The sequence below is a fragment of the Streptomyces sp. NPDC107562 genome, from assembly GCF_055657325.1.
This window is the reverse complement of sequence record NZ_JBVKBE010000004.1, coordinates 242,796-267,848: the sequence shown is the minus strand read 5'-3', so window position 1 is coordinate 267,848 and position 25,053 is coordinate 242,796. Positions and strand designations below refer to the sequence as shown.

Below are 25,053 nucleotides of genomic sequence, written 5' to 3'. Positions count from 1 at the left end.
TCGTGCGCCCCGAGAGTGGGCAGGTCAAGAGGCGTTACCTGGGGGTTATGGAGGCGTCGCGAAACAGCTCTTCCACGGCGCCGGAAGCCCGGGACGAGCCGGACAACTCACGCGAAGTACAGCGCCATCCATTCCTCCGGCCGCTCCAGTGGCGCGAATCCGGCCTTCTCGTACACGCCGTGCGCGTCCCGCGTCGCGAGCAGCACGCGGCGCACGCCGTACCCGCGGAGGTGCTCGCGCACGGCCTCGACGAGCGCCGTGCCGATGCCCTTGCCGCGCACCGACGGATCGACGTACACGTCGCAGAGCCAGGCGAAGGTGACCCGATCGGTGATGACCCGGGCGTAGGCCACCTGTCCCCCCGAAACGGTCTCGTACACACCGAAGTTCAGCGACCCGGCGATGGCCCGGTCCTGCGTCGTCCGCGACCGCCCCCTCGCCCAGTAGGTGTCGTCCGACAGCCAGCGGTGCACCCGCTCGGCGTCGATCCGTCCGGTGTCGGCGGACAACTCGTATCCCTCGGCGAAATTCGGCACAGCATCCATGCCGGGAGGCTCGCAGGTGACGGGGGCGCGGTCGAGGGATTTTCGGCGATCGCCGCTCACCCGCGGGAGGTGGCGGAACTCCCCTCGCGTGCGACGCTGCGCGCCCACAGCACCAGCGGGACCTGGAGGGGCAGGCGCGCCAGGGCCGCGTTGCGCAGTGGCGCGGGGCGGTGCCGCCAGTCCACCGCCATCTGGACGTTGGCGGGGAACACCCCGACGAAGAACGCCGCCGCGGCCCGAGCGGTGGCGCGCCGAGTCCGGGGCACCGCCAGCCCGGCCGCCAGGGCGAGTTCCACAGCGCCGCTCGCGTACGTCCACGCCCGCGGCGGCCCGGGGACCGCCCGGGGGACGATCGCGTCGAACTGGCGGGGGGCGACGAAATGCGCCACGCCGGCGGTCGCCAGCAGACCGGCGAGCATCAAGGGCGAACGCGTTGACCGGGCCACGGTGCCTCCTCGGGGTGACGTGGCCGCGATGTTACTGGACGGTAGGGGCAGGCTGTCCACTCCTGGCGGCACCGAGGGTCTCGTCACAGGCGGCCCGCAGCCGCCGTACCCCTTCGGTCACCTCCGGCGTCCCGGCCACCGCGGCGAAACTGAGGCGGACGTGGCTCGCCGGGGGTTCGGCACTGAAGTACGGGCGTCCGGGGGCGAGGGCCACCCCGGCGCGCAGGGCGGCCGCGGTGAACGCGGACTCGTCCGCGCCGTCGGGAAGGCGGAGCCAGAGCTGGTAGCCCCCCGAGGGGATGTGCGGGAGCGCGAGCTCGGGCACGTGCAGGGCGAGCGCCGCCGTCATCGCGTCCCGGCGGGCCTTCAGCTCCGTCGAGACCGCGCGCAGATGGCGGGGCCAGGCGGGCGAGCCGACGAGTTCCAGCGCCGCCTCCTGCAGGGGTCTGGGCACGAAGAAGGTGTCGACCACCTGGATGGCCCGCAACCGCTCCAGCACGGGCCCGCGCGCCACCAGGGCGCCCACCCGGAAGCTCGGCGAGGTCACCTTCGTCAGCGAGTAGACGTGCACGACCACACCGTCGGGGTCGTCGGCGGCCAGCGGGCGCGGCAGCGGCCCGGCGTCCGCGTGCACCAGCCGCCGCACGAAGTCGTCCTCGACCACGAACGCCCCGGCCTCGCGGGCGATGCGCAGCACCTCGGCGCGCCGCTGCGGGGCGAGCACCGCGCCGGTGGGGTTCTGGAAGAGCGGCTGGCAGATGAAGACCCGCGCCCCGGTGGCCCGGAACGCGTCGGCGAGCAGCGCCGGCCGTACGCCGTCCGCGTCCACCGGCACGGGCACCGGCCGCAGGCCCGCCGCCCGGGCGATCGCCAGCATGCCCGGGTAGGTCGGCGACTCCACGAGGACCGGGGCACCGGGCGGGGCCAGGGCGCGCAGGGCCGTCGTGAGCGCCGACTGGCCGCCCGAGGTGATCAGCACCTCGGCGGCGGTGACCGTGTCGCCGATGCTCCGCGCGAACCACTCGCGCAGCTCCGGCAGCCCCTCCAGCGGTGGCCGCCCCCAGGCGCCCGGCCGGCGGCCCGCGCGGGACAGCGCCGCCGCCATGGCCTTCTCGGGCTGGAGGGAGGGATGCAGATAGCCGCCGTTGAACTCGATCACCCCCGGGGGCGGTGCCGCGAGCGAGACGGTGACCCCGGAGGCGTCGACGGTGCGCGGCACGAGCTCGGCGGCGGCGTCCGCGCTGAGCGCGACCTCCTGCCAGGAGGTGTCGGCCACGGGTGCGCTCGCGACGCGCGGCCGCGCCCGGAAGGCGCCGGCGCCCGGCCGGGTGACGACCAGCCCTTCGGCGGCGAGCTGGGAAAGGGCCCGGGAGACGGTCACCGGACTCACCCGGAAGCGTTCGACGAGCGCCCGGCTGGACGGGAGCTTTCCACCAGGTGAGTAGTGGTGGAGTTCCCGTCGCAGCTGATTCGCCAGGTCGGCGACGCTGCTACTCTGTTGCATGAATACACAGGGTAGCGCTATCGCACCGAGCCGGATAGCAGTCAGCGGCCGGCCGAAGGCCTCTCTCGGCACCCTCCAGGCCGCGCTCGGCGTCACCGCCTTCTCCCTCACCTTCCCGGCCACCGCGTGGGGCCTCGAAGGCTTCGGGCCCTGGTCGCTGGTCGCCGTGCGGAGCGTGCTCGCGGCGCTGATCGCGGGTGTGTGTCTGCTGGTCCTGCGTGTTGCGCTGCCCGCGCGCCAGCACTGGGCGGGCCTCGCGGTCGTCGCCGGCGGGGTCGTCGTCGGCTTCCCGCTGCTCACCACGCTCGCCCTGCGGACGTCGACCACCGCGCACGCCGCGGTCGTCGTGGGCCTGTTGCCGCTGACGACCGCGCTGATGTCCGCCCTGCGCATGGGCACACGCCCGTCCCGGACCTTCTGGGTGGCCGCGCTCGCGGGCGCGGCCGCGGTGCTCGCGTTCACGGTCCAGCAGAGCGGCGGCGCCCTGTCCAGCGCCGACCTCTACCTCTTCGCGGCCCTGCTGGTGTGCGCCGCCGGCTACACCGAGGGCGGGCGGCTGGCACGCGTCATGCCGGGCTGGCAGGTGATCGGCTGGGCGCTGGCACTGTGCCTGCCGCTGACCGTGCCGGTCGCCGTGCTGGCCCTGTCGCACGAGCCCGTGCAGCTCACCTTCCACAGCGTGGCCGGCGTGCTGTGGGTCGCGGCGGGCTCGCAGTTCCTGGGCCTGGTCGTCTGGTACCGGGGCATGGCGGCGATCGGCGTCCCGAGGGCCAGCCAGTTGCAGTTGGCCCAGCCGCTGCTCACACTGGTGTGGTCGGTGCTGCTGCTGGGCGAGCACCTGACTGTGGCGGCCCCGTTGACGGCCGCGGCCGTGCTCGTCTGCATCGCCGTCACGCAACGGGCGTGAGGCCGAGCGGCGTTCGCACCGGTACCGGCCGGGGCCGTCCGCCGTAGACTCGACGTCGAGGACCGCTGCTCCCGCATATCGTGAGGAGGCCCCAGATGCGCGCAATCGTGGGCGACCAGCTTGTCCAGCACGGCAGGGTGGTCGGACAGCACGACAAGGTCGGCGAGATCGTCGAAGTGCTCGGCCAGAAGGGCGAACCCCCGTACCGTGTCCGCTTCCAGGACGGGCACGAGGGGCTGTGCTCACCGGGGCCCGACACCGAGATCCGCCACCGCGAGACCACCACCGGGCGGTGATTCAGCGCGGGGGCGCCGCCCGCTGCTGGTAGTGGTCGGCGACCACCCGCGCCATGGCCCCGTGCGCGTCCTGGGACACCTCCCGGGCGGCGAAGTAGACATGGCCGCGCACCTCCGGATGGGCGCGGGCGAGCGTCAGGTGCCGGGACAGCTCCGCCGGATCCCGCCAGCTCGCCGCCTGCGCCGAATCACCCGCCTTGTACAGCGCCTCCCCCACGTACAGCTGCGTCCTGGTGCCCCGCGCCACCTCCGCCCACCAGGGGACGAGCTTGGCGTAGTCGGCCGCGGCGTTGCCGATGTGCCAGTACAGCTGCGGGCAGATGTAGTCGATCCAGTTCTCCCGGACCCACTTGCGGGTGTCCGCGTAGATGTCGTCGTACGACTGCAGCGCCCTCGTGTCCGAACCGCGCGGGTCGGTGGAGGCGTTGCGCCACACCCCGAACGGGCTGATCCCGAACCGGGTGCCGGGGCGGATCTGCTGAATACGGGTGGCGGTGTCGCGCACCAGCCGGTCGACGTTGTCGCGCCGCCAGGCCGCGCGGCTCGGGAAGGCGCCTCCGTGGGCGTCGTAGGCGTCGTCGTCGTCGAAGGTCTGACCGGCGACCGGGTACGGATAGAAGTAGTCGTCGAAGTGGACGGCGTCGACCGGATAGCGCGCCACCGCGTCCAGCATCGCGTCCCGCACGAACGTCCGGACCTCGGGCAGCCCGGGGTTGTAGTAGAGCTTCCCGCCGTGGCGCACCACCCAGTCGGGATGCCGCCGGGCCGGGTGGGAGGCGACGAGACGGCTCGGATCGGTGTGCGTCGCGATCCGCAGCGGGTTGAACCAGGCGTGCAGTTCCAGCCCCCGGGCGTGCGCCTCGGCGACCGCGGTGCCGAGCGGGTCCCAGCCGGGGTCGCGGCCCTGGACGCCGGTCAGGTACTGCGACCACGGCTCGTGCGGCGAGGGCCACAGCGCGTCGGCCGTCGGCCGCACCTGGAGGAGGACGGTGTTCAGCCGGCGCCGGGCCGCCGCGTCGAGGTGGGCGAGCAGCTCGGCCCGCTGCACGGCGGCGGACAGGCCGGTGCGCGACGGCCAGTCGCGGTTGCCCACGGTGGCCACCCACACGCCCCGCATCTCCGATGTGGCGCGGGGCCGCCGCGCGGGGGCCGCGCCCGCGTCGCCCGCCGTCGCCAGCGTCGACAGCGCGGCCAGTGCGAAGGCCCGGCGTGACAGCCGTCCCATGGACAACACCCCTGTACTCTGCGGATCAACTCGGTCACGGATCGTCTCCGCGGCACAGCATGCCCCCACCCGTGCGATCGATCATCGATACTTACGGGTAACGTGCACGAACGGAGCAGGCACCGAACCGGGAGGACCTGCCGAGTCAGCGAAGGGGACGATGTGACGGGCATCCCAGCGGGCGACATCACGCGCGTCGGAGTCGTGGGCTGCGGCCAGATGGGCGCGGGTATCGCCGAGGTGTGCGCCCGCGCCGGACTGGACGTGAAGGTCGCCGAGACCACCGGCGAGGCCCTGGAGATCGGCCGTACCCGGCTGTTCAACTCCCTGTCCAAGGCGGCCGAGCGCGGCAAGATCAGCGAGGAGGAGCGGGACGCCACGCAGGCGCGCCTGAGCTTCACCACCGACCTCGGCGAGTTCGCCGACCGTGACCTCGTGATCGAGGCCGTGGTCGAGAACGAGCAGGTCAAGACGGAGATCTTCCAGGTGCTCGACCAGGTGGTGACCCGTCCGGACGCCATCCTGGCCTCGAACACCTCCTCCATCCCGCTGGTCAAGCTGGCGGTCGCCACCTCGCGCCCCGACCAGGTCGTCGGCATCCACTTCTTCAACCCGGCGCCGGTGCAGCAGCTGGTCGAGCTGATCCCGGCGCTCACCACCTCCGAGGGCACGCTCTCTCGCGCCCAGCTGTTCACCGAGAAGACGCTGGGCAAGCACAGCATCCGCGCCCAGGACCGCTCCGGTTTCGTGGTCAACGCGCTGCTGATCCCCTACCTGCTCTCCGCGATCCGGATGTTCGAGTCGGGCATCGCCAGCCGCGAGGACATCGACAACGGCATGGAGATGGGCTGCGCCCACCCGATGGGCCCGCTGAAGCTGTCCGACCTCATCGGGCTGGACACCGTGGCCTCCGTGGCGGACAGCATGTACGAGGAGTACAAGGAGCCGCTGTACGCCGCTCCCCCGCTGCTGCAGCGGATGGTCGACGCGGGCCGGCTGGGCCGCAAGAGCGGCTCCGGCTTCTACACCTACGGCTGATTACGTTCGGTAGGTTTTCGGCCAGGCGCGGGCCCGGCACCGGTTCCCCGGTGCCGGGCCCGCGGCATTCACACACCGTGTGCACGCCGGGCACGCATATGCCCCGCGCACACGCTCCCCACGCGCCCACCAGGCGAGTTGACTCATGTTGCGCATGCAAGGGATGTGATTCGACTACGGAAAGGAGCGGTTCGTGACCGCCGATCCGGAGCATTCCGTCGTCCACGGTGAACTCGCAGAGTTACGGCGCCGACTAGACGTGGCGTACGCACGGGTCGAGGGCGGGCTGGCGCTGCTCAGTCACCGCACCGAGGAGACGACCAAGGAACTGGACGAGCTGAACACCCGCCTCGTCACCCTGGAACACGCCCGCTGGCCCCTGCCGTCGGTCGCGGCCGTCACGGCCGTGGGCGCCCTGGTCGTGTCCCTCTGGCAGGCACTGGGGAGGTAGGCCGGACAGGTCAGGGCAGGGCGTCCTGACCCAGCCGGAGATGGTGCAGCATCAGCAGCGCGGCCGCCATGTTGGCGGCCGGGACCTCGCCGCGGGCCACCAGGTCGGGGACGACCTTGAGAGGGACCCACTCCCTGCGGTCCGACTCGAAGTCGTCCACCGGGTGCCCGACGTACTCGCCCTCGTCGGCCCAGTAGATGTGGTGCCGGGCGTCGGTCAGGCCGTTGGACGGCTCCACGCTCATCAGGTGCCGCAGGGGTCCCGGCCGCCAGCCGGTCTCCTCCTCCAGTTCCCGGGCGGCCGCCCGGGCGACGTCCTCGCCGTCCTCCACGACGCCGGCGGCCAGTTCGAACCCCCAGCTGTCGGTGATGAAGCGGTGACGCCACAGGAGCAGGACCTCGTTCGCCTCGTTCACCACCGTGGCCACGGCGACCGGCCGCATCCGTATCAGGAAGTGGTCGAGGTGCCGGCCGTCCGGCAGCTCCACATCGGCGAGGTTGACGCTGAACCAGCGGTTTTCATACACAGTTTGTTCGTTCTGTTTCGTCCACTGCACGGTTCTGCCACCTTCCATCGAGTAAGTGGCAATATCGCAGCAGGGACTGCGGAGCAGGGATCAGTAGGACCTACAGCGGTACACGCAGGGCGCCGTCGATGAGTTCGGCGGCCTCGGCCGCGCCCGCACCGCCGCTGCGCGCCAGATGCTCGCGCACCGCACGGAGTCTGTCGCGCAGCCGCTGGGACTCCATGCCGCGCGCCTGCTCCGCCATCTGCACCGCGGTGGCCACCGCCTTCTCGGCGTTGCCCTGGCGCAGTTCGACGGTGCTGAGCATGGCGAGCCGGTGCACCCGGCCCCGGTCGTGGGCCGGGGTGTCCACGGCGGCCGCGGCGTGCTCGCCCGCGGCGGCCAGTTCGCCGAGGCTGAGCAGCGCCTCCGCCACCTGGACGTTGACCAGGCCCGGCTGGACATAGCCGGTCTCGTCGGGTTCGTGGCCGCGCCGGATGCGTTCGGCGGCCTGCTCGGCCCGTCGGATGCAGGACAGGGCGCTCGTGCCGTCGCCGAGGTGGGCGTACGCCTTCGCCTGCATCGCGTACAGGTCGGAGGCGAGGGCCGGGGTGATCTGCTTGCCGGCGGCGCGCAGCGCGGCCTCGGCGAAGGCGACGGCCTGGCGGTGCTCCCGCATGAACAGCGACTGGTTGACCAGCAGCGCGATCACATAGGCGCCGAGCCCCCGGTCGCCGCTGGCCTTGGCGAGCCGCAGCGCCTGATGGAAGTAGCGCTGGGCGAGCCCGTGCGCGTCGGAGTCGTACGCGCAGATCCCGGCGATCGCCACCAAGCCACCCGTGGCGCGGTGGAGTTGGCGGCCGGTGGCGTCGGTGTAGCCGCCGCGCAGCAGCGGGGCCGCCTCGGCGTTCAGGAAGCCGACGATCCTGGCGCGGGTCGCTATGCCACCGGCCTTGCGGTACATCTGCTCGTAGTGGGCGCGGGCGGAGCGCAGCATGTCGAGGTCGGCGGGGGTGACCCGGTGCCGCCCGCCGCGCGAGACGTCCACGTCCTCGGGCGGGTTCTCCCACTCCCACACCGGCATCACCGCGGGCGTCCCGGTCACGGCCGGTGCGCCGAGGACGTGCGGCCGCTGCTGCTCGTCCGAGCGCCACAGGGCGGTGGCCCGCTCCACGAACCCGGACAGCGAGGTGGCGTGCGGGGTCGCCTCCTGACCGGGGACACCGAGACCGATGTCGTCGAGGGTGACCGGGCGGTGCAGCCGGGCGGCGAGCACCTCGCAGATCAGGTCGGGCACCTGGCCGCGCGGCCGCTGCCCCTTCAACCAGCGGGCCACGGCGGTGTGTTCGTAGCGCAGCGCGAGCCCGCGGGCGCGGCCGGCCTGGTTCACATGGGCCGCGAGACCGGCGTGCGAGATCCCCGCCTCGTCCAGGATCGCGTCGAGCAGAGTGTTGGGCTGCATGGGAGGCCCCCGAGTGATTCGGTGCCGACAGCGTAGTGAATCCGCCTTCACACGGGGTGTGAACGGAGTACGCGCATCCGCAGGGTGCGTGCGCTGTTGCGGAGGGTTTCCGACCGGTTGACTGAAATGCCTCGAAAGAGGCCGGCCGGGCCGCCGGCTCCCCCTCGTACAGTGCGGCGGCCCTGCCGGGGGCCCTGGGCTAGGGATGCGGTGTGGCCGCGCGCGCGGTCTCCCGTGCCCCTGAAGGGCGTTCGACTTCGCGTTCGTTGTGGAGTGTCAGGAGGGCCACGTCGTCGAGAGGGTTGCCGCTGGTGTGGCGGAGCAGGCGTCGCAGCACGGTGCCCAGGACGGCCTGCGGTGCGAGCGTGCCGGCGCGGGCGGCCTCGGTCAGGACGTCCGCCAGCGGGAAGAACCGGCCATGCCCGTCCCGGGCGTCCTCGGCCCCGTCGGTGAAGAGGAACAGCGCCTCGCCCGGGCGGAGTTCGCCGTGGCGTACGGCGGGCAGGTCGGCCGGCAGGGGGAACGGACCGAGCGGCGGCAGGGGTTCGGCCCGCGCCAGCGGTTCGGCGCCCGTCTCGCACAGCCGGTACGGCCATGGATGCCCGCAGTTGAGCGCCCGCACCTCGCCGTCCGTGCCGATCTCCAGCAGCAGGACGGTCACGAACTCCTCGGCCTGCTCGATCCGGGGACGCCCACGCAGGTGCCGGGCCAGCGCGCGGTCCAGCCGGTGCAGGACCCGGCCGAGTTCGGGCTCGTCGTGCACGGCCTCCCGGAAACTGCCGAGCACGGCGGCGGCCGTCCCGAGCGCGTCCAGCCCGTGCCCGCGTACGTCGCCCATCACGACCCGCACACCGTGCTCGGTGGCGATCACCTCGTACAGATCGCCGCCGACGGACGAACCGCGCTCGGCGGACAGCTGGGCGGCGGCGACGCCCAGCCCGTCGACGCGCGGGGGCAGCGGCCGTAACAGCGCGCTCTGGGCGGCGCGCGCCACCCGGCGCGCCTGCGTGAGCTCCCGCAGCAGCAGCCGGCAGACATGGAGGACGAGGCCCGTACCGACGGCGAAGAACACGGCGCTGGTGACGATCCGCGCGCCGAGGGAACTCTGCCGGGCGAGCGGACAGGTCAGGTTGTACGTGATCGCCATGGCGCCCCACACCATGGGCAGCCCCAGGGCCCTGATACGGATCATGCGGGTGGCCTCCCATGCAGGCCGTGACAGCGCAGACCGACCCCGAAAGGCCGGTCCGATTCTGTCGCCGCACGACCCGGTAGGACCAGATCACCGGGACTTCCCACTCGAACGAGTGAGGTGGCCGTGCCGCCCCGAGGCGATGCCGGAAACCACGCGGCCGGCCACGGGAGCACCCGTGGCCGGCCGGTGAAACACCGTCCCGCTACCTCATCCGCGCAGCACGGCCCCGGTGCGCTCCGCGGCCAGTGCCACGGCCGCGTCCCGCGCCGCCGACGCCTCGTCGACGGTCAGCGTCCGGTCCCCGGCCCGGAAGCGCAGCGCGTAGGCCAGCGACTTCCGGTCCGCGCCGAGCTGCTCGGCGTTCTCGTACACGTCGAACAGCCGGATGGACTCCAGCAGTTCACCGGCGCCCTCGCGCAGGGCGGCCTCGACGTCCGCGTGCGCGACCGTCTGCTCGACGACCAGCGCGACGTCCTGCGTGGCCACCGGGAAGGAGGAGATGCCCGGTGCCTGCGGGGTGCCGTGCCCGGCCCGCTCCAGGGCGTCCAGGTCCAGCTCCATCGCGCAGGTGCGCGCGGGCAGGCCCAGGGCCTTCAGGACGCGGGGGTGCAGCTCTCCGGCGTGCCCGACGACCCGCTCGGCACCGTCGACGGTGATCACGAGCTCGGCGCAGCGGCCCGGGTGCCACGGCCCGTACCGGCCGCCGCGCACGACCAGTTCGGCGCCGGCCTCACGGGCGACCGTGCGCGCCGCCTCGACCGCGTCGGCCCAGTCGCCCGGACGGCCCTTGCCCCACCAGCCGGCCTGCTCGCGGGCGCCCGCGAGGACGACGGCGACATGGCGCGGCTGCTCGGGCAGCACGGCGTCGAGCGCCGCGATCTCCTCGTCGGTGGGCCGACGGTCGACCGGCAGATGGGCGGCGGATCCGCCGCGCTCCGCGCGCGGCAGGAAGACCAGGCCGGTCTCGAACAGCGCGAGGTCGTGCGAGCCCCGGCCGTCGTTGCGGCGCAGCGCGCCGAGCAGGCCCGGCAGCAGCGACGTACGAAGCGCGGGCTCCTCGTCGTTGAGCGGGTTGACCAGCTTGACCACCCGGCGGGCGGGGTCGTCGGCGTCAAGGCCGAGCTGGTCGAAGACCTGCTCGCCGACGAACGGGTAGTTCGGCGCCTCGACGTAGCCGGCCCCGGCCAGCGCCCGGCCGACCCGGCGGTGCAGCCGCTGCCGGTGCGTCAGACCGCGGCCCGATGTGGGCCTCGGCAGCGTGGAGGGCAGGTTCTCGTAGCCCTCCAGGCGGATGACCTCCTCGGCGAGGTCGTTCTGCTCCATGAGGTCGGGCCGCCAGGACGGGACGGTGACGATCAGCTCGTCCTGCCCGTACACGTCGCAGCCGACCTGCTGCAGGCGCCGCACGACCGTCTCGCGGCCGTACGCGACTCCCGCGACCTTGTCCGGGTGGTCGGCGGCGACGGTGATGGTGTGCGGCGCGGACGGGGCCATGATCTCGGTGACCCCGGCCTCGGCGGTGCCGCCCGCGAGCAGCACCAGCAGATCGACCGTGCGCTGCGCGGCGGCGGACGCCGCCTGCGGGTCGACACCGCGCTCGAAGCGGCGGGACGCCTCGGAGGACAGCTTGTGGCGGCGGGCGGTGCGCGCGATCGACACCGCGTCGAAGTGCGCGGCCTCGATCACCACGTCCGAGGTGCCGTTCTCGACGTCGTCGTGGTCGGCGATCTCCGTGTCGGCGCCGCCCATGACGCCCGCGAGCCCGATGGGGCCACGGTCGTCGGTGATCACCAGGTCCTCGGCGTGCAGCTTCCGCTCCACCCCGTCGAGGGTGACGATCTTCTCGCCCTCGGCGGCCCGGCGGACGCCGATGGTGCCCTGGACCAGCGCGCGGTCGTAGGCGTGCAGCGGCTGGCCGAGCTCCATCATCACGTAGTTGGTGACGTCGACGGCGAGCGAGATCGGACGCATGCCGACCTTCTGCAGCCGGCGCCGGAGCCAGATCGGGGAGCGGGCCTCGGGGCTCAGTCCGGACACCGTGCGGGCGGTGAAACGGTCGCAGCCCATCGGTTCCGAGACCTTCACCGGGTAGCCGTAGGCGTTCGGCGCGGGCACGTCGAGCAGGGCCGGGTCGCGCAGCGGCAGGCCGTAGGCGATGGCGGCCTCGCGGGCGACACCGCGCAGGGACAGGCAGTCGCCGCGGTTCGCGGTGACGGCGATGTCCAGCACCTCGTCGACCAGCTCCAGCAGCTCGATCGCGTCCTTGCCGACCTCGGTCTCCGGCGGCAGCACGATGATGCCCTTGGTGCCGTCGTCGCCCATGCCCAGCTCGTCGCTGGAGCAGATCATGCCGTGCGAGGTCTTGCCGTAGGTCTGGCGTGCGGAGATCGAGAAGCCCCCGGGCAGGGTGGCGCCGGGCAGCACCACGACGACCTTGTCGCCGACGGCGAAGTTGCGGGCGCCGCAGACGATCTCCTGGGGCTCACCGCTGCCGTTGGCCGAGCCGACGTCGACGGTGCAGAAGCGGATCGGCTTCTTGAAGCCCTCCAGCTCCTCGATGGTCAGCACCTGGCCGACGACCAGGGGGCCCTTGAGGCCGTCGCCGAGCTGCTCGACGGTCTCGACCTCCAGTCCGGCCGAAATGAGCTTGGCCTGCACGTCACGACCGGTCTCCGTCTCCGGCAGGTCGACGTACTCCCGCAGCCAAGAAAGCGGGACCCGCATCAGATCTCCATCCCGAACGGCCGGGTGAACCGGACGTCACCCTCGACCATGTCTCGCATGTCCTCGACGTTGTGGCGGAACATCAGCATCCGCTCGATGCCGAACCCGAAGGCGAAGCCGCTGTACTTCTCCGGGTCGACGCCGCAGGCCTTGAGCACCCGCGGGTTGACCATGCCGCAGCCGCCCAGCTCGATCCAGCCCTCGCTGGAGCAGGTGCGGCAGGGCCGGTCCGGGTTGCCGACGGACTCGCCGCGGCAGACGTAGCACACCATGTCCATCTCGGCGGACGGCTCGGTGAACGGGAAGAAGTTCGGCCGCAGCCGGGTCTTCATGCCCTCGCCGAACAGCGACTGCACCATGTGGTCGAGGGTGCCCTTGAGGTCGGCCATGGTCAGACCCTCGTCGACGGCGAGCAGCTCGACCTGGTGGAAGACCGGGGTGTGCGTGGCGTCCAGCTCGTCGGTGCGGTAGACGCGACCGGGGCAGATCACGTACACCGGCAGGTCGCGCTCCAGCAGGGAGCGGATCTGCACCGGCGAGGTGTGGGTGCGCAGCACGACACCGGACTCGGCGCCGCCGTCCTCACCCTGCACGAAGAAGGTGTCGGCCTCGCCGCGCGCCGGGTGGTCCGGGCCGATGTTGAGGGCGTCGAAGTTGAACCACTCGGCCTCGGCCTGCGGGCCCTCCGCGACCTCGTAGCCCATGGCGACGAAGACGTCCTCGATGCGTTCGGAGAGCGTGGTCAGGGGGTGCCGGGCGCCGGCCGGCACGCGGTCGTGGGGGAGCGTGACGTCCACGGCCTCCTCGACCAGCACCCGGGCGTCCCGCTCGGCCTCCAGTTCGCTCTGGCGCGTGGCCAGGGCCTTGTTGACCGCGCCCCGTGCCTGGCCGACCAGCTTGCCGGCGGCGGCCTTGGCGTGCGGGGGCAGGGCGCCGATCTCGCGGTTGGCCAGCGCCAGCGGAGAGGTGCCGCCGGTGTGGGCGACCTTGGCCTCCTGGAGCGCGTCGAGGGAGTCCGCGGCGGCGAAGGCGGCGAGCGCCTCGTCCCGCATGCGCTCGATCTCTTCCGGTTTCAACGCCTCGACCTCGACAGGGTCGTACGACTTATTGGGTGCCGACATCTCTTCCCGTACTTCCGATTGGCTGGCTGGAGTCCCCGTCACCGACTCGATGGGCCGTCTGCGGGACACAAAGGTGCCAAAGGCCGAGTCTAACGGGGTGAGGACGGACGAATGCGCCCGCGGCCGTCAGGCGAGATACGCCGGCGCGGCCACGGGCAACGTAAATCGGAACTCGGCGCCGCCGTCGGGGGCGCGTCCGACCGTGATGGTGCCGCCGTGGGCCTCCACGATGCCCTTGACGATGTACAGCCCAAGGCCCGTGCCGCCGCGCTTGCTGCCCCGCCAGAAGCGGGTGAAGACGCGGTTCATGGACTCCTCCGGGATGCCGGTGCCCTCGTCGCTCACGGTGACCGACGTGCCGGCGTCCTCTCCTTCGCGCGGGGACGCGGTGGGCGTGATGTCGATGGTGACGGTTCCCTCGCCGTGCCGCACCGCATTTTCGATGAGGTTGCTGAGCACCTGGTCGATCTTGTCGGGGTCGGCCCACAGCGCGGGCAGCGGTTGCTCCAGGCGCAGCAGGAACCGGTCGGCGCTCAGGCCCGCCGCGACGTACGCCTGGATGTGCCTGCCGACGGCGGCGCCGATGTCAACGGGCTGGCGGCGCAGCTCCAGACGGCCCGAGTCGATCCGGGAGATGTCGAGCAGTTCGGCGATGAGCCGGGTGACGCGGTCGGCGTCGGCGTCGACGGTCTCCAGCATCAGCCGCTTCTGGTCGTCGGTGAACCTCTCCCACTTGGCCAGCAGCGTGGCCGTGAACCCCTTGACCGAGGTGAGCGGCGAGCGCAGTTCGTGGGCGACGGTGGCGATCAGCTCGGCATGGCTGCGCTCGGTGCGGCGGCGGGCCTCGGTGTCCCGCAGGGAGACGACGACCCGGCGTACGGGTCCGGTGGGTACGTCGCGGACGTAGCGGGCCGAGACGAGCACCTCCCGGCCGCCCGGCAGCAGCAGGTTCCGCTCCGGCTGCCGGACCCGGGTGGCGAGGCCGCCGTAGGGGTCGGTCAGCTGCCACCAGCGCCTGCCTTCCAGGTCCTCCAGGGGCAGCGCCTTGTCGAGCGGCTGTCCGAGGGCGTCGGCGCCGCGGACGGCGGTGACGCGTTCGGCGGCGGCGTTGAAGCAGATCACGTGCCCGTTCTCGTCGGCGACGACGAGTCCCTCGGGCAGGTCGTCGGGGTGGATGCCGGGCTCGGCGGGATCCCGGTCCCGGGACGCGGGCGGACGTCGCGCGTCCCGTCCCCCCGGAGCGCTGCTCGTGCCGACGCTCATCCGCGTACCCCACCTCTCAGACGGTGCAGGAGGCCCCCGAGCTGGTCACCCTACTAGCTCTCGGTGACGCTGCGGCAGCCTCCGGGGGCACGCTGTGCACGGGCCGACGCATACAGGCATACGGCCGCCGCGGTCGCGAGGTTCAGGCTCTCGGCCTTCCCGTGGATCGGGACGCGCACGACGGCGTCCGCGAGGGCGCGGGTCTCCTCCGGCAGGCCCCAGGCCTCGTTGCCGAAGACCCAGGCGGTGGGGCCGCCCATGGTGCCCTTGTCGAGCTCGTCGTCGAGGTCGTCCTGCCCGGCCCCGTCGGCGGCGAGGATGCGCACCCCGGCGTCCTTCAGCCCGGCGACGGCCCGCTCGACGGGCACGCCCACGGCGACCGGCAGATGGAACAGCGACCCGACGGAGGCACGCACCGCCTTGGGGTTGTACAGGTCCACGGACGCGTCGGTCAGCACGACGGCCTCGGCGCCGGCGGCGTCCGCGCAGCGCAGCACGGTCCCGGCGTTGCCCGGGTCCCGCACGTGCGCGAGCACCGCGACGAGCCGGGGCCGGGCGGCGAGGATCTCCTCGAAGGGCGTGTCCAGGAACCGGCAGACACCGACCAGCCCTTGCGGCGTCACGGTCGTGGAGATGTCGGCGATGACCTCCTCGGAGGCCAGATGGACCCGGGCGCCGGTGTCGCGGGCCCCGCCGATGATGTCGGCGTAGCGCTCGGCGGCCTCGACGGTCGCGAACAGCTCCACGAGGGTTTCCGGTTGCGCTCCCGCCTCACGCACGGCCTGCGGCCCCTCCGCGAGGAACAGCTGCTCCTTCCCCCGGAAGTTCCGCTTGGCCAGCCGCCGCGCGGCCAGGACCCGGGGGGAACGGGGGGAGATCAGCTCGGGGCTGACGGGGGACATCTCGGCTCACCTTCACCACGACTACTCCGCCGCAATGGTGCCCCACCACGACGGTCCGGTCCGGCGGTGCCGGACCCGGCGCTGGTCACGAAACAGCTGGTCACAAAGGAACGGACCCGCAGGGAAAACCCACGGGTCCGTCACGTCACGTCGGCTCAGGCCAGCGCGAGCGTCACGCGGCCTTCGGCGCGTTGACGTCGGCCGGCAGCGCCTTCTGCGCGACCTCGACGAGCGCGGCGAACGCGGTGGCGTCGTTCACGGCGAGCTCGGCCAGGATCTTGCGGTCGACCTCGACGTTCGCGGCCTTCAGACCCTGGATGAAGCGGTTGTACGTGATGCCGTTGGCGCGGGCAGCGGCGTTGATGCGCTGGATCCACAGCTGGCGGAAGTCACCCTTGCGCTTCTTGCGGTCGTTGTAGTTGTAGACCAGCGAGTGGGTGACCTGCTCCTTGGCCTTGCGGTACAGGCGCGAGCGCTGACCGCGGTAGCCGGAGGCCTGCTCGAGGATCGCCCGGCGCTTCTTGTGGGCGTTGACTGCCCGCTTGACGCGTGCCACTTTTTAACTCCTTGTAGCGGGGCCGTGGGTGGTCCTCACACGGCCCGGAATCGATGGGGTCCCGGTCCAGACGTACGACGCTCAGTGGCGCCCGTACGTCACTTGCCGAGAAGCTTCTTGATCTTCGCGGCGTCGCCCGGGGCCATCTCGGCGTTGCCGGTGAGGCGACGCGTCACGCGGGACGACTTGTGCTCGAGCAGGTGGCGCTTGCCGGCGCGCTCACGGAGCACCTTGCCGGAGCCGGTGACCTTGAAGCGCTTGCTGGCACCGCTGTGCGTCTTGTTCTTCGGCATAGCGCCGTTCTCTCCTCGTCGGTGGCGCTCCGGTGCCCGGTCGCGAAAACCGGGCACGGTGGAGCGTCGCTCTTGTTTCGGTTGATCCTGGGGACGTGGGTCCCCGGGGGTCACGCCTCGGCGGGAGCCTCGGCCGGGGCCTCGGCGTCCGCGGAGTCCGCGGAGTCCGCGGAGTCCGCGGCGTTCTGCGACTTGCCGGGGTTGGCCTTCGCGTCGGCCTTGCGGGCCTCCTGCGCCTGGCGAGCCTCGGCCATCGCCTCGGTCTTCTTCTTGTGCGGACCGAGAACCATGATCATGTTTCGGCCGTCCTGCTTCGGGTTCGACTCGACGAAACCGAGGTCCTGGACGTCCTCCGCGAGCCGCTGCAGCAGCCGGTAGCCCAGCTCGGGCCGGGACTGCTCACGTCCACGGAACATGATCGTGATCTTGACCTTGTCGCCCTGCTTGAGGAACCGGACGACGTGACCCTTCTTGGTGTCATAGTCGTGCGGGTCGATCTTCGGCCGGAGCTTCATCTCCTTGATGACCGTGTGCGCCTGGTTCTTGCGCGCCTCACGGGCCTTCATGGCCGACTCGTACTTGAACTTCCCGTAGTCCATGAGCTTGCACACGGGCGGACGGGCGTTCGCCGCGACCTCGACCAGGTCCAGGTCGTACTCCTGCGCAAGCTCCAGTGCCTTAGCGAGCGGGACGATGCCCACCTGCTCGCCACTGGGACCGACAAGTCGCACCTCGGGAACGCGAATCCGGTCGTTGATGCGGGGCTCGGCGCTGATGGATCCTCCTCGGTAGCACCACGCGACGGTCTGGCGGACAGCCGCGTAACGTCTTTGATCGTGAGACCTAACCGCTCCGAAGCACAAAAAATGCCCCGGACGATCACAGGCGGGGGCTCCTCGAACAACCGGAGCGACCGCCGCGGTGACCGCGGGGCGCACTTTCGGGCGGGTGCCGTCACGAAGGACAGGACCGCCTGACCGGTGACCCGCCGCCCGGGCAGGGCGGTCAGGTGGGAGTTCGAAGCCTCCACTTGTGGGCCGGGCTCGTGGTGCGGTGAGGCATACGTGTCCGACCGGTCGTTCCACCAGGCTAGCAGTCCTGGCCGGAATCGGCTAACCGAGGCCGACTGGGGCTGTTTCTCCCCGTGCACCTATGGTGAACGGCATGAGTGAAGAGACGCCCGACTTCAACGCCATGACCCGCGACATCGCCGAGGTCCCCGCGGTCGAGGTGATCGTGACGGTCGCCGTCAACCTGATGAGCGCGGCCGCGGTGAAGCTCGGCCTGACGGAGGACGGCGAGAAGCACAAGGACCTCGACGAGGCCCGCAAGCTCATCCACGCCCTCGCCGGGCTACTGGACGGGAGCGCGACCGAGATCAGCTCCTTCCACGCGGCCCCGCTGCGGGACGGTCTGAAGTCGCTCCAGCTGGCGTTCCGCGAGGCGTCCGTCGTGCCCGACGAGCCCGGTCAGGGCCCGGGCGAGAAGTACACGGGCCCGGTCTACAGCTGAACCCGGCGCTCGGCCGAGTCACCCGCGCACGTACAGGGGCTCGCCCGGTGGTGTGGTCCCGGCCGGCAGCAGTGCCAGGTCGAGCCCGCGCACCAGGCGGGCCCTCAGTGTCTCGTCGCCGGCCATCCGCCGCGCCACCGAGCGGGCGGCCTCGGCCGGAGCGGCGGCCGGGTCGAGGACGAGGGCCAGGGTGCCGTCCGCCTGACCGGGGCCCAGGTGGGCGCGGAGCACGGCGGGCTCGGCGGCGACGGCGTCCCGCACCGCCGCGACGACCGCGGGGTCGGTGAGCGGGTCCGTGCTCGTGCGTCCCTCGGCCAGCGCGAGCAGCGCGGGGCCGGTCAGCTCGAACGGCACGGGCCCGGCCAGGTCCAGCACCACCGTGTCCGCCTTCTCGTGCGCGGCGGCCTGGAGGGCCTGGTGCAGCGGTACGGCCACGGGCCGGGCCTGCGCGTCCCAGCGGGCCAGCGCCTCGGTGGACGTGAAGGCGGGCAGGGCGGTGCGGCCGCCGGCCTTCAGCGTCGGTACGGCCATGTCGCTGGTCTTCTCGCGGCGCAGTCCGTTCTCGTCCTCCTCGACCTCTCCGAGCACGGCGACCACGGGGACGAGCAACCGGGCGCCCTTCAAGGCGGCCAGCACGGGTCCCACGGCGGTGCGGTCCTCGGCCCAGGCGGCGAGCGCGGCGCTCAGCGCGGGGTCGGCGGTGCCGTCGTCATCGGAGAAGCCGGGGTCGGGAATGTTCTTGTTCGCCACGGTCACCGACCCTATCGGGGTGAGCCGGACAGCGGCGCGGCGCCCACCATGGAGGTATGGACCCTCCCCCGGGCCGTCGCGTCCTGAGCGGCGCCCTCGCCGCCGCGATTGTCGCGCTGGGTGCCACGGCCGCGGACCCGGTGCGGGGGACGGCGTGGGCGCTCCCCGGGGCGCGGGTCTTGTCGTCGGCCGTGGTGCCGTCGGCGTCAGCGAGGGCGAGCGGGGAGACAGCGGTGGACGGTGGGGCGAGGCCGACGGTGGATCATGACGCCGCGCTGGCCGGGGCGATGGAGTCCGTCCGGGTCGAGGCCGGGGCCGGGGTGTCGGTGGCGGTGGCGGATGAGGGCTCCGGCCGCAGTGCGGCGTACGGGAGCGGGTCCTTCGGCACGGCCAGCATCGTCAAGGTGAACATCCTGGCGGCGCTGCTGCTCCAGGCGCAGGACGCCGGGCGGGAGCTGTCGGCGAGGGAGAGATCCTGTGCCGGCGCGATGATCGAGCGCAGCGACAACGACGCCGCGTCGGACCTGTGGCGCGCGATCGGCGCGGCGTGGGGACTGGACGCCGCGAACGTGCGGTTCGGACTGACCGGGACCCGGGGCGACCGCAAGTTCGAGTGGGGGCTGACCAGCACCACGGCGACCGACCAACTCACTCTGCTGCGGCGGGTGTTCACTGCGGACTCGGAGCTGGGCGAGGCCTCGCGGGAATACCTACGGGAGCTGATGGGGCGGGTGACGCGCGATCAGCGGTGGGGGGTGTCGGCGGCGGGGAGCGGATCCGGCTGGGCCCTCAAGAACGGCTGGCTGCCGCACAAGGAGACCGGGCGGTGGGACGTCAACAGCATCGGCCGGGTGACGGTCGGCGGGCGTCCCTTCCTGGTGGCCGTGCTCTCGGACGGCAACACGACCAAGGAGCGGGGCGTCTCGCTGGTGGAGGCGGTGGCCCGGGCGGCCGTGTCCGTGTTCACCGGGTCCGCGTCCGCGCCGCCCCGCTGATCGGGCGTCAGGATCACGAAGGCGTACGGGTCAGAAGGCGTCGTACTCGCGGCGGGCGCGCCAGAGCACCACGGCCGAGACCAGGAGGACGCCGCCCACGCTGCCGGCGAGGGGACCGGCCCAGCCCGCGGTGTCGTCCTCGGGGCCGGCGGTGTCCGGGCCGGGTCCGAAGTACTTCTCTCCGTGCGAGGCCGAGCGCAGGCCTTCCGGGTCCAGGCGGCCGGCCTCCTCGATGGCGGCGGCCGGGTCGACGAAGCCGAAGCCCCGGGAGTCGTCACGGCCGTCCGCGGGGGCGTCCCGGGCGGTGTCCTCCAGGAGCCGCTTGATCTGCGCCGGGGTCAGGCCGGGGTGCGCCGCCCTGACCAGCGCGGCGGCGCCGGAGACGAAGGCGGCGGCGGCACTGGTGCCCCAGCCCTCGTAGTACTTGCGGTCCGGATCGGCGATGACGACGTCCACTCCGGGGGCGCTGACGGTGGCGTACCAGCGGCGGGTGGAGAAGGAGGCGCGGGTGCCCAGGCGGTCGACGGCGGTCGCGGCGATCACACCGGGGTAGGCGGCCGGATAGGAGATGTGGTCGCCCTTCTCGCCGCCGTTGCCGGCCGAGGCGACGACGACGGAGCCCTTCCGCAGGGCGTACTGGACCGCCTCGTCCTCGGCGGGTTCGGGGTGCGCGGAGGCCGAGTCGTCGCCGAGGGAGAGGTTGATGACGTCGGCGCCCTGGTCGGCGGCCCAGCGGATACCGTCGGCGAGGGCGTTGCCCCGGGTCTTGCGGGCCTTGGCGCGGGCCGGGTCGTCGTCCTCCAGGATGACGCGGACGGGCAGGATCCTGGCCTCCGGGGCGATGCCCAGGACGCCGTCGCCGTTGCCGTCGCCATGGCCGTGACCGGCGATGATGCCGGCCATGGCGGTGCCGTGCCGGGCCCAGGCCTCGTCCCCGCGGCCGGCGCCGAAGCCGACCATGTCCTTGGTGGCCAGCACGTTGCCCGCGAGGTCGGGATGGTCGCCGTCGACGCCGGTGTCCAGGACCGCGACGGTGACGCCGGCGCCCTTGGTGGTCCGCCAGGCGTCCTCGGTGTGCATGGCCTCCAGCGCCCACTGCTGGCCGCGGATGCCGTCCGCGTGCGCGGCGGTGGGCGGGACCAGGGCGACGGAGGAGGCGAGGAGGACGCCGAGCAGCCCCGCCCTGCGGGTCCTGGGGTTCATGACGACCGCTCCGGGGACGACGTGACGGATTTGCGCAAGCCGCGCTCGACCCGGTCGGCGAGGCCCTTCGCCTCGTGGCCGAGGCCCGCCTGGGCGACGGCGCTGGTGGCGCCGGAGCGCGTCGCGTCGGCGGCGGCCTCGGGCTCGTCGACGGTCCGGGCGTCGGCCCAGCCGGAGACGGCGTACACGACGACAGGGGCGTCGGTGAGCACCGACACCGTCCAGGAGGCCCGCTGCTCGTCGCCGAAGCCCGCGGCGACCGTGTCCCGCGCGGCGTACGGGCGGGGCATCAGGTCGCCGCGGCGGTCCAGGCGGTCCTTGTCGAAGCGGGTCTCCAGCGCGCGCATGGTGGCGGCGTCGGCCTTGGTGAAGAGCAGGCCGACGGTGGTGACGTAACTCTGGGTGGCGTCGGTGTAGGTGGCGCGCAGCAGGCGCGCGCAGCCGGCCGGAGCGAGGGCCTTGCCCAGCAGCGGGTCGAGGGCGCCGGCGCAGTCGTCGTCCGGGGCGACGGCGATCCGGGTCCAGAGCCGGTCGGCTCCGCCGGGTCCCGCGCCGCGGCCCTGCACGGTGGGCGGGAACAGCTGGTCGACGGGCACGCTGTGCCAGAGGCTTCCGGCGGCCGCGTAGGTGCCCCGCTCGCCGCTCTCCCCGGAGTCGTCGGCCAGCCAACTCCCGGCCACGGCACCCCCGATGAGCCCGGCGCCGAGGACGAAGCAGACGGCTGCCGCGACGGTGCGCCGCCGGACGAGCGAGCCGGGCCGGGCACCGCGCGCGCGGTCGTCGAACGCCTCCGGCTCGCCGAGGCCGACGACGGGCCGCCGATGCCCGGTGGCGTGCCCGGCGCTCCAGGAGTGGACGGGGTTCGGGGTCACGGGCGCGGGGCCGCTCTCCGGCGGGACGGGGCGCAGCCGCCGAGTGGTCTCCGCGGGGCCGGCGTCGGACGCCGCGGCGGGGCGGTGGCCCGGACGGGGCGGAGCGTCGGGGAAACGGCCCTCGGACGCCGCAGCCGGGCGGTGGCCAGGACGGGGCGGTGCGTCGGGAAACCGGCCATCGGACGCCGCAGCCGGCCCGTGGCCCGGACGGGGCGGGGCGTCGGGGAAACGGCCGTCGGACGCCGCCGCGGGCCGGTGGCCAGGACGGGGCGGTGCGTCGGAAAACCGGCCGTCGGACGCCGCAGCCGGCCGGCGCCCCGGACCGGGCGAAGCGTCGGAAAACCGGCCGTCGGACGCCGCAGCCGGCCGGCGCCCCGGACCGGGCGAAGCGTCGGAAAACCGGCCGTCGGCGGCAGGGCGGTGGCCAGGACCGGGCGAAGCGTCGGAAAACCGGCCGTCGGACGCCGCAGCCGGCCGGCGCCCCGGACCGGGCGGAGCGTCGGAAAACCGGCCGTCGGACGCCGCAGCCGACCGGTGCCCCGGACCGGGCGAAGCGTCAGGAAACCGGCCGTTGGACGCCGCGGCCGGCCGGTGGCCCGGACCGGGCGAAGCGTCGGGAAACCGGCCGTCGGACGCCGCGGCCGGGCGGTGGCCCGGGCGGGGCGGGGCGTCGGGGAAACGGGCGGAGGCCGGCGGCGGGGGTGGCGCCAGGGGGCCGTCGTCCCGGCTCCCCGGCACTCGGGGACCGGCGGGCCTGCCGTCCGGCGACGACGGCGAGCCGTCGCCCGGGAAGGCGGAGCCGGGCCGGGGGCCGGGGTGCGGCGCGGAGGGGGCCTTCGCGGGGCGTTCCGCGGCGGCGCCGGACGGTCTCGGGGGGTGGGGCGGGCGGGGCGGGATCGGGGCGTGCTGCGCTTCCGTGCTCATGCGGCCCCCGTTTCGTCGTGCCCGTGCCCGTCTCCCCGTACGCGGGCCGTCTCGTCAAGTCGCAGGCATACCCGCGCGGACGGCCCGGCATCCCGGCGTGGCGGCGGGCGGAGTCGTTCCTGCCTGCGTCCGCGTCACTCTACGGGTTGCCCCGGCCGATGCGGGAACCAGTCCGCGAGGCCGGGGCATCTGCCCGGAACATCCCCCTACCCTGCGGTAATCCTGTCTGGCAGGCTTCGTTCATGACTGTGCGTGCCGCCGACCGGGCCCGTTACGACCGGGCCACCGCCCCTCTCGACGCCCCTGTCGCGATCGTGGACCTGGACGCCTTCGACGCCAACGCGGACGACATGGTCCGCCGCGCGGGCGGGAAGCCGATCCGGGTCGCCAGCAAGTCCGTGCGCTGCCGTGCCCTGCTCGAACGTGTGCTGGCCAGGGACGGTTTCGCCGGGGTCATGTCGTTCACGCTCGCCGAGTCCCTGTGGCTGGCCCGCTCCGGGTACGAGGACGTCCTCCTCGCCTACCCGTCCGCCGACCGCGCCGGCTTCGCCGAACTCGCCGCCGACCCCAAACTCGCCGCCGCCGTCACCGTGATGGTCGACGACCCCGCCCAACTGGCCTTCATCGACGAGGCGCGCGACGGGGGCGGCGAAGTCGTGCGGGTCTGCCTGGAGTTGGACACCTCCCTGAGACTGCTCGGCGGACGGGTGCGCGTCGGTGCCCGCCGCTCTCCGCTGCACTCCCCCGCCGACGTGGCCGACCTGGCCCGGCTGGTGGCCCGGCGGCCGGGATTCGAGGTCGTGGGGATCATGGCGTACGAGGGGCACATCGCGGGCGTCGGGGACGCCGTGGCGGGGCGTCCGGTGCGCTCGCGGGCGGTGCGGCTGATGCAGGCCGCCGCCCGGCGGGAGCTGGCCGAGCGGCGCGCGGCCGTGGTGCGCGCGGTGCGGGCCGTGGTGCCGGGGCTGGAGTTCGTCAACGGCGGTGGCACGGGCAGTGTGCAGCACACCGCCGCCGAGGACGCGGTGACCGAGATCGGCGCCGGTTCGGGGCTGTACGTACCGCGCCTGTTCGACAACTACACGTCGTTCAGCGGCCGTCCGGCGGCGCTGTTCGCCCTGCCCGTGGTGCGCAGGCCCGGCGTGGGCGTGGTGACGGTCCTCGGTGGCGGCTATCCGGCCTCCGGCGCGGCCGGCGTGGACCGGCTGCCGGTCCCGTATCTGCCGGAGGGCCTTCGCTACGACCCTCAGGAGGGCGCCGGGGAGGTGCAGACGCCGCTGCTCGGCTCACCGGCCGACGACCTGCTGATCGGCGACAAGGTGTGGTTCCGGCACGCGAAGGCCGGCGAGATGTGCGAGCGGTTCGACACGCTGCACCTCGTGGAGGGTGACCGGGTCACGGCGACCGTGCCGACGTACCGGGGCGAGGGCCGTACGTTCCTGTGACGGTCAGCCCGGCGGGCTGATGCCGGCGCCCACCCCGCCGCCGGTCTCCGCGTCGCCGACGGGCCGGATCCCGTCGGTGATCCGGTCCATGTCGGCGGCCGGCGGCCCGTCCGGGCCCGCGTCGAACACGTAACGCACCACGATCGAGGCCTCCGTGCCCACACTGGACTGGAAGGCGAGGGACTGGACGTAGCCGCCGGGCCCGTCGGCGGTGACGACCCGCCAGCGGACGAGGTGTCCGGCGCGGCCCGCGACCGCCACCGGCTCCGACTTGACCACCCGGTGCGACTCGATGCCGCCGAAGGGGCGCCGGCCGAGGACGTCACGGTCGTACGCCTCGTCGGCCGCGTCCGCGATGTCCGCCTCGGCGAGCGCCTTGGGGGACGTCCCCTCGCTGCCGGCGGCCGTGCGGGAGAAGACCAGGCCGTGCCGGCACAGTCCCCCGTCGCCGGGGCAGTCGTACGTCCCGTCAGTGGTCATCATGACGTGGTCGAGGCTGATGTTCTCCGGGCGGACCCAGCCGTCGAGCAACGGCAGGCTGATGCCGTTGAGTTCGTCGACCACGACGTTCGGGTCCGCCGCCGGGGACTCCGGGGCCGGGCTGGGCGGCGCCGTGGCGGTGGTACCGGGCGGCGCGGTGACCGCCCGCGGGCCGCCGCCCTTGGCCTCGCCCTCCCCGTCGCCGCCCGTGCCGAGGACCACCGCGGCGGTCACCGCGCCGGCGGCCACGAGCGCCCCCGCGGCGGCCAAGGCCACGCCCCTGCGCCGCGGGGACGTGGCGTTGTCGACCGATGACGGCGGGCCGGGGGGCTCGTGCGGGCGCAGGTGCCCGGTCCAGGCCGTGCCGTCCCACCAGCGCTCGCTGTGCGGGGCCGACGGGTCGGGGTACCAGCCGGGCGGAGGTGACATGCTCACCCCG

The 25,053-nt window shown here is 73.3% G+C and carries 25 protein-coding genes; 7 read left to right on the top strand and 18 right to left on the bottom strand.

The features are described from left to right. Positions 1-107: 107 nt before the first annotated feature. From ACZ7LV_RS15495 to ACZ7LV_RS15485, 3 genes are read right to left on the bottom strand one after another with little or no spacing between them, the layout of a single operon-like run. Complete coding sequence (locus ACZ7LV_RS15495; RefSeq protein ID WP_471939601.1) at positions 108-545, bottom strand: GNAT family N-acetyltransferase; 438 nt, start codon at positions 543-545, stop codon at positions 108-110. Positions 546-601: 56 nt separating this feature from the next. Continuing rightward, on the bottom strand, positions 602-991 hold the full coding sequence (locus ACZ7LV_RS15490) for a DoxX family protein (RefSeq protein WP_471939600.1): 390 nt from the start codon (positions 989-991) through the stop codon (positions 602-604). Positions 992-1,022: 31 nt separating this feature from the next. Then, the gene (locus tag ACZ7LV_RS15485) at positions 1,023-2,495 is read right to left on the bottom strand and encodes an aminotransferase-like domain-containing protein (protein ID WP_471939598.1); all 1,473 of its coding nucleotides are present in this window, start codon (positions 2,493-2,495) and stop codon (positions 1,023-1,025) included. Between ACZ7LV_RS15485 and ACZ7LV_RS15480 the strand changes: the two genes are divergently transcribed. Continuing rightward, positions 2,494-3,402 carry a DMT family transporter gene (locus tag ACZ7LV_RS15480; protein ID WP_471939596.1) on the top strand — a complete coding sequence of 303 codons (909 nt, stop codon included), beginning with the start codon at positions 2,494-2,496 and terminating at the stop codon, positions 3,400-3,402. The two genes, ACZ7LV_RS15485 and ACZ7LV_RS15480, sit on opposite strands and share 2 nt — an antisense overlap. Before the next feature lie 95 nt (positions 3,403-3,497). Further along, the gene (locus ACZ7LV_RS15475; RefSeq protein WP_365451345.1) at positions 3,498-3,698 is read left to right on the top strand and encodes a DUF1918 domain-containing protein; all 201 of its coding nucleotides are present in this window, start codon (positions 3,498-3,500) and stop codon (positions 3,696-3,698) included. A gap of 1 nt (position 3,699) precedes the next feature. On the opposite strand, the gene ACZ7LV_RS15470 is transcribed toward ACZ7LV_RS15475, so the two are convergent. Then, a complete protein-coding gene (locus ACZ7LV_RS15470) occupies positions 3,700-4,923 on the bottom strand; it encodes a glycoside hydrolase family 10-like protein (protein ID WP_471939594.1) in 1,224 nt (407 codons plus the stop codon). 162 nt (positions 4,924-5,085) lie between these two features. Here ACZ7LV_RS15470 and ACZ7LV_RS15465 point away from each other — a divergent pair, with 162 nt between their 5' ends. Both ACZ7LV_RS15465 and ACZ7LV_RS15460 read left to right on the top strand, forming a co-directional pair. Beyond that, a complete protein-coding gene (locus ACZ7LV_RS15465) occupies positions 5,086-5,961 on the top strand; it encodes a 3-hydroxybutyryl-CoA dehydrogenase (RefSeq protein WP_471939592.1) in 876 nt (291 codons plus the stop codon). A gap of 193 nt (positions 5,962-6,154) precedes the next feature. Next, positions 6,155-6,412, top strand: a complete 258-nt coding sequence (locus ACZ7LV_RS15460; protein ID WP_189699615.1) for a hypothetical protein — start codon at positions 6,155-6,157, stop codon at positions 6,410-6,412. A gap of 10 nt (positions 6,413-6,422) precedes the next feature. Here the strand turns inward: ACZ7LV_RS15460 and ACZ7LV_RS15455 are convergent, their stop codons facing one another. From ACZ7LV_RS15455 to infC, 10 genes are all read right to left on the bottom strand, one after another. Further along, complete coding sequence (locus ACZ7LV_RS15455) at positions 6,423-6,968, bottom strand: NUDIX hydrolase (RefSeq protein WP_401677696.1); 546 nt, start codon at positions 6,966-6,968, stop codon at positions 6,423-6,425. Positions 6,969-7,038: 70 nt separating this feature from the next. Continuing rightward, complete coding sequence (locus ACZ7LV_RS15450) at positions 7,039-8,379, bottom strand: transcriptional regulator (RefSeq protein ID WP_471939589.1); 1,341 nt, start codon at positions 8,377-8,379, stop codon at positions 7,039-7,041. A gap of 199 nt (positions 8,380-8,578) precedes the next feature. Next, positions 8,579-9,571 (bottom strand): PP2C family protein-serine/threonine phosphatase, encoded by a 993-nt coding sequence (locus ACZ7LV_RS15445; RefSeq protein ID WP_471939587.1) that lies wholly within the window; start codon positions 9,569-9,571, stop codon positions 8,579-8,581. A gap of 210 nt (positions 9,572-9,781) precedes the next feature. Then, the gene (gene pheT, locus ACZ7LV_RS15440) at positions 9,782-12,298 is read right to left on the bottom strand and encodes a phenylalanine--tRNA ligase subunit beta (protein WP_471939585.1); all 2,517 of its coding nucleotides are present in this window, start codon (positions 12,296-12,298) and stop codon (positions 9,782-9,784) included. Continuing rightward, positions 12,298-13,419: a phenylalanine--tRNA ligase subunit alpha gene (gene pheS / locus ACZ7LV_RS15435; RefSeq protein WP_471939584.1), complete on the bottom strand. Its 1,122-nt coding sequence runs from the start codon at positions 13,417-13,419 to the stop codon at positions 12,298-12,300. Before pheS ends, pheT begins: the two co-directional genes overlap by 1 nt. Before the next feature lie 126 nt (positions 13,420-13,545). Beyond that, positions 13,546-14,682 carry a sensor histidine kinase gene (locus tag ACZ7LV_RS15430; protein ID WP_471939582.1) on the bottom strand — a complete coding sequence of 379 codons (1,137 nt, stop codon included), beginning with the start codon at positions 14,680-14,682 and terminating at the stop codon, positions 13,546-13,548. A 53-nt stretch (positions 14,683-14,735) separates the two neighbouring features. Continuing rightward, positions 14,736-15,584 carry a TrmH family RNA methyltransferase gene (locus ACZ7LV_RS15425; protein WP_471939580.1) on the bottom strand — a complete coding sequence of 283 codons (849 nt, stop codon included), beginning with the start codon at positions 15,582-15,584 and terminating at the stop codon, positions 14,736-14,738. Positions 15,585-15,756: 172 nt separating this feature from the next. Further along, positions 15,757-16,140: a 50S ribosomal protein L20 gene (rplT, locus tag ACZ7LV_RS15420; RefSeq protein ID WP_004933571.1), complete on the bottom strand. Its 384-nt coding sequence runs from the start codon at positions 16,138-16,140 to the stop codon at positions 15,757-15,759. A gap of 98 nt (positions 16,141-16,238) precedes the next feature. Beyond that, positions 16,239-16,433, bottom strand: a complete 195-nt coding sequence (rpmI, locus tag ACZ7LV_RS15415; RefSeq protein WP_016576627.1) for a 50S ribosomal protein L35 — start codon at positions 16,431-16,433, stop codon at positions 16,239-16,241. A gap of 110 nt (positions 16,434-16,543) precedes the next feature. Then, the gene (infC, locus tag ACZ7LV_RS15410) at positions 16,544-17,209 is read right to left on the bottom strand and encodes a translation initiation factor IF-3 (protein ID WP_471939888.1); all 666 of its coding nucleotides are present in this window, start codon (positions 17,207-17,209) and stop codon (positions 16,544-16,546) included. A gap of 388 nt (positions 17,210-17,597) precedes the next feature. Between infC and ACZ7LV_RS15405 the strand changes: the two genes are divergently transcribed. After that, entirely contained in the window at positions 17,598-17,945 is a 348-nt protein-coding gene (locus ACZ7LV_RS15405; RefSeq protein WP_401677718.1) for a DUF1844 domain-containing protein, read from the top strand. Positions 17,946-17,963: 18 nt separating this feature from the next. On the opposite strand, the gene ACZ7LV_RS15400 is transcribed toward ACZ7LV_RS15405, so the two are convergent. Beyond that, positions 17,964-18,695: an SseB family protein gene (locus tag ACZ7LV_RS15400; RefSeq protein ID WP_471939577.1), complete on the bottom strand. Its 732-nt coding sequence runs from the start codon at positions 18,693-18,695 to the stop codon at positions 17,964-17,966. Between the two features lie 56 nt (positions 18,696-18,751). Here ACZ7LV_RS15400 and ACZ7LV_RS15395 point away from each other — a divergent pair, with 56 nt between their 5' ends. Further along, a complete protein-coding gene (locus tag ACZ7LV_RS15395; RefSeq protein ID WP_471939575.1) occupies positions 18,752-19,690 on the top strand; it encodes a serine hydrolase in 939 nt (312 codons plus the stop codon). Positions 19,691-19,720: 30 nt separating this feature from the next. Here ACZ7LV_RS15395 and mycP read toward each other — a convergent pair whose 3' ends face one another. Both mycP and ACZ7LV_RS15385 read right to left on the bottom strand, forming a co-directional pair. Next, a complete protein-coding gene (gene mycP, locus ACZ7LV_RS15390; protein ID WP_471939573.1) occupies positions 19,721-20,893 on the bottom strand; it encodes a type VII secretion-associated serine protease mycosin in 1,173 nt (390 codons plus the stop codon). Continuing rightward, positions 20,890-21,765 carry a hypothetical protein gene (locus ACZ7LV_RS15385; RefSeq protein ID WP_471939571.1) on the bottom strand — a complete coding sequence of 292 codons (876 nt, stop codon included), beginning with the start codon at positions 21,763-21,765 and terminating at the stop codon, positions 20,890-20,892. Before ACZ7LV_RS15385 ends, mycP begins: the two co-directional genes overlap by 4 nt. A gap of 1,166 nt (positions 21,766-22,931) precedes the next feature. On the opposite strand from ACZ7LV_RS15385, the gene ACZ7LV_RS15380 reads away from it, so the two are divergent. Continuing rightward, positions 22,932-24,134, top strand: a complete 1,203-nt coding sequence (locus tag ACZ7LV_RS15380; protein WP_471939570.1) for an amino acid deaminase/aldolase — start codon at positions 22,932-22,934, stop codon at positions 24,132-24,134. Between the two features lie 3 nt (positions 24,135-24,137). Here the strand turns inward: ACZ7LV_RS15380 and ACZ7LV_RS15375 are convergent, their stop codons facing one another. Next, positions 24,138-25,043 carry a DUF2510 domain-containing protein gene (locus ACZ7LV_RS15375; RefSeq protein WP_471939886.1) on the bottom strand — a complete coding sequence of 302 codons (906 nt, stop codon included), beginning with the start codon at positions 25,041-25,043 and terminating at the stop codon, positions 24,138-24,140. Positions 25,044-25,053: the final 10 nt, after the last annotated feature.

Coding starts and splice junctions, on each gene's coding strand:
- ACZ7LV_RS15475 (WP_365451345.1), top strand. CDS start 3,498: ATGCGCGCAATCGTGGGCGACCAGCTTGTCCAGCACGGCAGGGTGGTC.
- ACZ7LV_RS15445 (WP_471939587.1), bottom strand. CDS start 9,571: ATGATCCGTATCAGGGCCCTGGGGCTGCCCATGGTGTGGGGCGCCATG.
- pheS (WP_471939584.1), bottom strand. CDS start 13,419: ATGTCGGCACCCAATAAGTCGTACGACCCTGTCGAGGTCGAGGCGTTG.
- ACZ7LV_RS15450 (WP_471939589.1), bottom strand. CDS start 8,379: ATGCAGCCCAACACTCTGCTCGACGCGATCCTGGACGAGGCGGGGATC.
- ACZ7LV_RS15375 (WP_471939886.1), bottom strand. CDS start 25,043: ATGTCACCTCCGCCCGGCTGGTACCCCGACCCGTCGGCCCCGCACAGC.
- ACZ7LV_RS15430 (WP_471939582.1), bottom strand. CDS start 14,682: ATGAGCGTCGGCACGAGCAGCGCTCCGGGGGGACGGGACGCGCGACGT.
- ACZ7LV_RS15380 (WP_471939570.1), top strand. CDS start 22,932: ATGACTGTGCGTGCCGCCGACCGGGCCCGTTACGACCGGGCCACCGCC.
- ACZ7LV_RS15485 (WP_471939598.1), bottom strand. CDS start 2,495: ATGCAACAGAGTAGCAGCGTCGCCGACCTGGCGAATCAGCTGCGACGG.
- ACZ7LV_RS15425 (WP_471939580.1), bottom strand. CDS start 15,584: ATGTCCCCCGTCAGCCCCGAGCTGATCTCCCCCCGTTCCCCCCGGGTC.
- ACZ7LV_RS15470 (WP_471939594.1), bottom strand. CDS start 4,923: ATGGGACGGCTGTCACGCCGGGCCTTCGCACTGGCCGCGCTGTCGACG.
- ACZ7LV_RS15395 (WP_471939575.1), top strand. CDS start 18,752: ATGGACCCTCCCCCGGGCCGTCGCGTCCTGAGCGGCGCCCTCGCCGCC.
- mycP (WP_471939573.1), bottom strand. CDS start 20,893: ATGAACCCCAGGACCCGCAGGGCGGGGCTGCTCGGCGTCCTCCTCGCC.
- pheT (WP_471939585.1), bottom strand. CDS start 12,298: ATGCGGGTCCCGCTTTCTTGGCTGCGGGAGTACGTCGACCTGCCGGAG.
- ACZ7LV_RS15480 (WP_471939596.1), top strand. CDS start 2,494: ATGAATACACAGGGTAGCGCTATCGCACCGAGCCGGATAGCAGTCAGC.
- ACZ7LV_RS15495 (WP_471939601.1), bottom strand. CDS start 545: ATGGATGCTGTGCCGAATTTCGCCGAGGGATACGAGTTGTCCGCCGAC.
- rpmI (WP_016576627.1), bottom strand. CDS start 16,433: ATGCCGAAGAACAAGACGCACAGCGGTGCCAGCAAGCGCTTCAAGGTC.
- ACZ7LV_RS15405 (WP_401677718.1), top strand. CDS start 17,598: ATGAGTGAAGAGACGCCCGACTTCAACGCCATGACCCGCGACATCGCC.